Origin of the sequence: Cellulosimicrobium cellulans (assembly GCF_001722485.1) — a bacterium.
GTDB lineage: Bacteria > Actinomycetota > Actinomycetes > Actinomycetales > Cellulomonadaceae > Cellulosimicrobium > Cellulosimicrobium cellulans_A.
On record NZ_LWGL01000167.1, the window covers coordinates 1 to 6,497 of the forward strand.

At 76.0% G+C, this 6,497-nt stretch carries 6 protein-coding genes and 2 pseudogenes; 2 read left to right on the plus strand and 6 right to left on the minus strand.

The window, feature by feature from the left end; all coding sequences use genetic code 11:
- From JZ5iCDA_RS14440 to dapE, 6 genes and pseudogenes are all read right to left on the minus strand, one after another.
- Positions 1–204, minus strand: a pseudogene (locus tag JZ5iCDA_RS14440) (hypothetical protein); the annotation flags it as partial.
- Positions 205–372: a DUF3117 domain-containing protein gene (locus tag JZ5iCDA_RS14445; protein WP_069387794.1), complete on the minus strand. Its 168-nt coding sequence runs from the start codon at positions 370–372 to the stop codon at positions 205–207. It abuts the pseudogene before it with no gap.
- A gap of 165 nt (positions 373–537) precedes the next feature.
- On the minus strand, positions 538–1,767 hold the full coding sequence (locus JZ5iCDA_RS14450) for a hypothetical protein (protein ID WP_069387795.1): 1,230 nt from the start codon (positions 1,765–1,767) through the stop codon (positions 538–540).
- Positions 1,764–2,702, minus strand: a complete 939-nt coding sequence (folP, locus tag JZ5iCDA_RS14455; protein WP_069387798.1) for a dihydropteroate synthase — start codon at positions 2,700–2,702, stop codon at positions 1,764–1,766. The genes JZ5iCDA_RS14450 and folP overlap by 4 nt, the downstream gene beginning before the upstream one ends.
- The gene (locus tag JZ5iCDA_RS14460; protein WP_171905393.1) at positions 2,699–3,562 is read right to left on the minus strand and encodes a TIGR00730 family Rossman fold protein; all 864 of its coding nucleotides are present in this window, start codon (positions 3,560–3,562) and stop codon (positions 2,699–2,701) included. Before JZ5iCDA_RS14460 ends, folP begins: the two co-directional genes overlap by 4 nt.
- A 10-nt stretch (positions 3,563–3,572) precedes the next feature.
- Complete coding sequence (gene dapE / locus JZ5iCDA_RS14465; protein WP_069387799.1) at positions 3,573–4,649, minus strand: succinyl-diaminopimelate desuccinylase; 1,077 nt, start codon at positions 4,647–4,649, stop codon at positions 3,573–3,575.
- Between the two features lie 170 nt (positions 4,650–4,819).
- On the opposite strand from dapE, the gene dapD reads away from it, so the two are divergent.
- Together dapD and JZ5iCDA_RS14475 are read left to right on the plus strand one after the other, a co-directional pair.
- A complete protein-coding gene (gene dapD / locus JZ5iCDA_RS14470) occupies positions 4,820–5,821 on the plus strand; it encodes a 2,3,4,5-tetrahydropyridine-2,6-dicarboxylate N-succinyltransferase (RefSeq protein WP_069387796.1) in 1,002 nt (333 codons plus the stop codon).
- Between the two features lie 22 nt (positions 5,822–5,843).
- Positions 5,844–6,497: pseudogene (locus JZ5iCDA_RS14475) on the plus strand (hypothetical protein); the annotation flags it as partial.

Here is a 6,497-nt window from a genome sequence, read left to right on the forward strand (position 1 = left end):
GGCGGCGTCGACCGTGCCGGCGCGGGGCTGCACCCCGTCGCCGTCCTCTTGGGCGGGGGCGACCGCGACGACGAGCGCCGCGACGTCGTCGTCCGTCAGGAGCGGCGACTCGCGCACCGTCCCCCGCGCCGCGGCCACGTCGGGCAGCGGGCGCGGGACGTCGGCAGCCGCGGACGTCGCCGCGCCGCGGTCACGAGCGACCAATCAGCCCACCACGGCCTGGAGCGCGTCGCCGAGCTCGCTGGCCTCGGTCGCGTTGAGCTCCACGACGAGCCGCCCCCCGCCCTCGAGCGGGACGCGCATGACGATGCCCCGCCCTTCCTTGGTGACCTCCAGCGGGCCGTCACCCGTCCGCGGCTTCATCGCAGCCATTGGTGGCTCTCCATTTCGTCGTCCCGGTCCGCCCCGCGTGCGCGGGGCTGGGCGCCCGCCACGGCCGACGCGACGCCCGGGCGGCCTCAGGCACACCCGGGACGCGGCCGACCTCCGGCGACGCCCGCCGCACAGTCTAGTTCACGTGCACCGACATCTCGGGCATCACGGGGGCCAGCCCGACGGCGGGACCAGTCGCCACAGCCCCCACACCCACCACGCCTGACCCGCCACGCACGCGAGCGTCACGGCGGCGAGCCAGGCGCGCGAGCGTGTCCACCCCGCCGTCACGGCGCCGAGCGGGAAGGCGAGCAGGAGGAATCGGACGAGCGAGGTGCCCGGCTGCACGGTCGCGACGAGGTACGCGAGGTACGCGCCCGACCACGCGTGCATCTCCGGGCCGAGGCGGGCCGCGACCGGGTTGAGGACGAGCGCCGCCACGGCGACGAGGAGCAGCCCGAGCAGCCACGGGCCGGCGCCGTCGAACAGCCACCGCGCGACGTCGACCCACGGGACGAACGGCACGACCTCCGCGCCGCCCCGCCACGCCTCCTGCGTGCGGAAGTACGCCTGGGGCACCCCGGTGACGACCTGGCACAGCCACGGCCACAGGAGCCCGCTCGCGACCGCGACGGCGAGCAGCCCGCAGAGGCGCACGGCGTCGGGCCCCCGCAGGTCCCCGCGCCGCCACCGCACCAGGGCGTGCCACACCACGACGGCCGCCATGGGCAGCGCGACCGCCCGCGTGAGCCCGAGCAGCACGACCGCGAGCGCCGCCCAGCCGTAGCGCCGCCGCGCCAGGAGCAGGAGCGACCCGGCGACGAGCAGCAGCGCGAGCGACTCGGTGTACGCGACCTGGAGCACCGGGCTCGACGGGAACACGCTGACCAGGAGCACGGTCACGAGCGGCAGCCCCGGGCGCCGCTCGACCGCCGCGGCGCCGGCCGTCGCGACGAGCCGGTGCACCACGACCACGGCGCCGGCGCCGCACGCGAGGGCGAGCGCGGGCGCGAGGACGTCCCAGCCCGCGCCGGTCACCGCGTCGAGGCCGCGCACGAGGGTCGGGAAGAGCGGGAAGAAGGCCCACGGGTTCTGCTGCACGACGCCGTCCGCGCCGACCGGGAGCACGTCGGGGTACCCGGTGTCGTAGATCTCGCGGTACCAGCCGGCGTCCCACATGCGGCCGACGTACTCGAGGTACGACGGCGCCGCGCCCGTCCACGGGTTGGCCTCCTGGGTGCGGGCGACGACGAGGAGGACGACCGCGCTGACGGCGCGCGCGAGGCCGTAGACCGCGAGGGCCTGCACCCACCACGGCCAGGTGGCGGGCCGCAGCGCGCGGCGCGGGCTCGCGGGGACCGTGGTCGCGACGCGGTCGGCGGTCGGCGTGCTCACGCGAGCCCTCGCACCGCCGCGGCGGGCGGCTGCTCGTCCCGGACGGCCGCGACCATGTCGAGCACGCGGCGCGTCGCCGCGACGTCGTGCGCGCGGAATACGCGCGCGCCGAGCCAGGCCGCGACGGCGGTCGCCGCGAGCGTGCCCTCGAGCCGTTCGTCGGCGGGCAGGCCCAGGGTCTCCCCCACGAAGTCCTTGCGCGAGAGCGCCATGAGCAGCGGGAAGCCGAGGCCGGCGAGCGCCTGCGTGCGGCGCAGCAGGTGCAGCGAGTGCCAGGTGTTCTTGCCGAAGTCGTGGGTGGGGTCCACGAGGACGGACGCGCGCGGGACGCCGCACGCGACCGCGCGCTCCGCGGCGGCGCGCAGGGTCGCCACGACGTCCTGGACGACCCCGTCGCGCGGGTCGGCCGCCCCCGGCCGCGCCGGGTAGGCGACGCGGAACGGGTCGGTGCGCGGCGTCGCGCCGCCGGTGTGCGAGCACACGACCCCGACGCCGTGCTCCCCCGCGACCTCGACGAGGTGCGGGTCGTGGCCCGCCCACGTGTCGTTGAGGAGGTCGGCACCCGCCGCGACCGCCTCGCGCGCGACCTCCGAGCGCCACGTGTCGACGCTGACCAGGAGGTCCGGGAAGTCGGCGCGCACGCGCGCGACGAACGGCACGACGCGGCGCACCTCCTCGGCGACGGTGACCTCCGGGCCGGTCCCGGCCCGGACGCCGCCCACGTCGACGATCTCCGCACCCTCCTCGGCGGCGCGCGCGACCGCGTCCAGCGCGGCGCCGTCGTCGAGCTGGCGCGCGCCGGCCCAGAACGAGTCGTCGGTGCGGTTGACGATCGCCATGACCGCCGGGCGCTCGATCTCCCGGCCGCGCAGGACGAGCGTCGTGCCGCGCGGCGGGAGGTCGAGCGGCGGCAGGTCGACGCGCACCGTCGTCAGCGCGCTCCGGCGGCGCGGCGCTGGCCGGCCTCCATCTCGGCGGTGGCCTCGAGCTCCTCGGCGCGCAGCTGCGCCCCGCGCTCGCTGACGTAGGCCACGGCCTCGGCCGGGTCGTCGCACAGGTGGACGAGGTCGAGGTCGGCGGGGCTGATCATGCCGCGGTCCACGACGGCCGTGCGCGCCCACTCGAGCAGACCGCCCCAGTAGTCGGAGCCGACGAGCGCGAGCGGGAACTCGGTGATCTTGTGCGTCTGCACGAGCGTGAGCGCCTCGAAGAGCTCGTCGAACGTGCCGAAGCCGCCGGGCAGGACGACGAAGCCCTGCGCGTACTTGACGAACATCGTCTTGCGGGCGAAGAAGTACCGGAAGTTCACGCCGAGGTTGACCCAGGGGTTCATGCCCTGCTCGAACGGCAGCTCGATGCCGAGCCCGACCGACGTGCCGCCCGCCTCGGCGGCGCCCTTGTTGGCGGCCTCCATGATGCCCGGCCCGCCGCCCGTGATGACGGCGTACCCCTCGGCGACGAGCAGCCGCCCGACCTCCTCCGCGAGCGCGTAGTCCGGGTGGTCCGGGCGCGTGCGGGCCGACCCGAAGACGGACACGGCCGGGCCGAGCTCGGCGAGCGCGCCGAAGCCCTCCACGAACTCGCTCTGGATCCGCATGACGCGCCACGGGTCGCTGTGCACCCAGTCCGCGCTCTGGCCCGAGTCCAGCAGGCGCTGGTCCGTCGTCTGGCGCGGGATCTGGCTCCCGCGCAGGAGGACCGGCCCTTTGCGGTAGCCGGACCCGCTCTCCGGCATGCCCTCGTCGGAGCCGTCCTCGTCGATGTCGATGCCGTCGTCGCGGGTGGTGTCGCTCATGCGGTCGAGCCTAAGCCGCGGTGCCGCCGACGAGCCACGCACGCAGCGCGCGTCGGCACAGGTCGAGCTGGTCGACGGGGCAGCGCTCGTCGTCCTTGTGCGCCAGCAGCGGGTCCCCCGGACCGAAGTTCACGGCGGGCACGCCGAGCTCGGCGAAGCGCGCGACGTCGGTCCACCCGTACTTGGGGGCGGGTGCGCCGCCCGTGACGGCGAGGACGCTCGCGGCGAAGTCGGCGGCGAGCGGGTCGTCCAGCCCGGGGCGCGCGCCCGGGGCGGCGTCCGTGACGACGACCTCGAAGCCGTCGAACAGCTCCGCGACGTGCCGGGTCGCGTCCTCGACGGAGCGCGACGGCGCGAAGCGGTAGTTGACGGTGACGACGCACTCGTCCGGCACGACGTTGCCCGCGACGCCCCCGCGGATCCCGACGGCGTTCATGCCCTCGCGGTAGACGAGCCCGTCGACGTCGACCTCGCGCGGCACGTAGGCCGCGAGCCGGTCGAGGACCTCGTGCGCCGCGTGGATCGCGTTCGAGCCGGTCCACGCGCGCGCGGAGTGGGCCGCGACGCCCGGGACGCGCACGTCGACGCGCAGCGTCCCGTTGCACCCGCCCTCGAGACCGGCCGACGTCGGCTCGCCGAGGACCGCGAAGTCGCCGGCGAGCAGGTCGGGACGGTGGCGGGCGAGACGTCCGAGGCCGTTGAGCTCGGACGCGACCTCCTCGTGGTCGTAGAAGATCCACGTGACGTCCTGCGCCGGGTCGTCGAGCTCCGCCGCGAGCGCGAGCTGCACCGCGACGCCGCCCTTCATGTCGACCGTGCCGCGTCCCCAGACCTCCGCGTCCGGTCCTTCGCCGACGACGCGCGTGGGCAGGTTGGGCGGGTCCGTGAGGGGCACCGTGTCGATGTGGCCGGCGACGACGACCCGGCGGTCGCGCCCCAGCGTGGTACGGGCGACGACCGCGTCGCCGTCGCGCGTGACCTCGAGGTGCGCGCACGCGCGCAGCGCGGTCTCGATCGCGTCAGCGAGCACGCGCTCGTCGCCGCTCACCGACGGGACGTCGCACACGGCGCGCAGAAGCGTCAGCAGGTCGCCCGTGAGGTCGAGGACGGGCGAGGTCCCGGGCGGGGTCCCGGGCGAGGTCCCGGGCGGGGTCTCGGGCGAGGTCCCGGTCGCGGGGGCGTCGGCGGAGCGGTCGGTGGGGCCGTCGGTGGGGGACGTCACACCAGCACCCTACCGGCGCCGATAGGCTGGACGGCATGACTTCTGAGACGCCTGCGACCGCCTCCTCGACGGCCACCGAGACGTCCTCCGCGGCGCGCCCGGCGTGGGGCTTCGGCCTCGCGACGGTCGCCGACGACGGCACCGTGCTCGACGTCTGGTACCCCGCGCCGGCGCTCGGCGCCGCGCCCGCCGACGCCGCCGTGCCGGCGTCCCTGGAGGCGCTGGCGGACCGCGACGAGGTGCGCCGCGTCGACGTGCGCGTCGTGCGCACCGAGATCGACCTCGACGCCGCGCCGGCCGACACCGCGGACGCCTACCTGCGCCTGCACCTGCTGTCGCACCGGCTCGTCGCCCCGCACGGCCTCGCGCTCGACGGGATCTTCGGCGTCCTGCCCAACGTCGTGTGGACGAGCCACGGCCCGTGCGCGGCCGACGGCTTCGAGGAGACGCGCCTGCGCCTGCGCGCCACGGGACAGCCCGTCACCGTCTACGGCGTGGACAAGTTCCCGCGCATGGTCGACTACGTCGTCCCGGCGGGCGTGCGCATCGCCGACGCCGACCGCGTGCGGCTCGGGGCGCACCTCGCCGCGGGGACGACCGTCATGCACGAGGGGTTCGTGAACTTCAACGCCGGCACGCTCGGGACGTCGATGGTCGAGGGCCGCATCTCGGCGGGCGTCGTCGTGGGCGACGGCTCGGACATCGGGGGCGGCGCCTCCATCATGGGGACGCTCTCGGGCGGCGGGCGCGAGGTCATCTCCGTCGGCCAGCGGTCGCTCCTCGGCGCCAACGCCGGCCTCGGCATCCCGCTCGGCGACGACTGCGTCGTCGAGTCCGGCCTGTACGTCACCGCGGGCACCAAGGTCACCGTCGTCGGGCAGCACGACGCGGCGGGCGAGCCGCTCGTCGTCAAGGCGCGCGAGCTCGCGGGCCGCTCCGGCCTGCTCTTCCGCCGCAACTCGGTCACGGGCGGGGTCGAGGCCGTCTCCCGCACCGGAGCGGGCGTCGAGCTCAACGCGGCGCTGCACGCCAACTGAGCGGGACGTCGCGGCGGACCCCATGGCCCCTCATCGCAGCGCGCGGGCACGGACCGTGCGCGCCACCCGTCGGCGGCGCCGACCGCTGCGCGCCGCGGTCACGCTCCTGACGGTGACCGCGGTCGGGGCGGGCGCCGTCGTCGTGGCCCTCAACCGGCTCGACGACGGCACCCCCGTCGCGGAGCGGTGCGCCGCCACCGCCGACGACCGCTCGTGGTACCTGTCGGTCACGCAGGCGGACAACGCCGCGCTCGTCACGGCGACCGCGCTGCGGCGCGGGCTGCCCGCGCGCGCCGCGACGATCGGGATCGCCACCGCCCTGCAGGAGTCGCGGCTCGTCAACATCGACTACGGCGACCGGGACTCGGTCGGGCTGTTCCAGCAGCGCCCGTCGCAGGGCTGGGGGTCGGTCGAGCAGATCATGGACCCGGTGTACTCCACGAACGCCTTCTACGACGTGCTCGAGACCGTCGAGGGCTACGAGGGCATGGAGGTCACCGTCGCGGCGCAGACCGTGCAGCGCTCGGCGTTTCCCGACGCGTACGCCCAGCACGAGCCACTCGGCGACGTCGGTCGCGAGCGAGAAGCCCTGCGGCGCGAGCGAGGCCATGCGCCCGGTGTCGAAGGTCAGCGTCGCGACCATGCCCGAGAACGCGGGCAGGAGCACCTCGAGCGT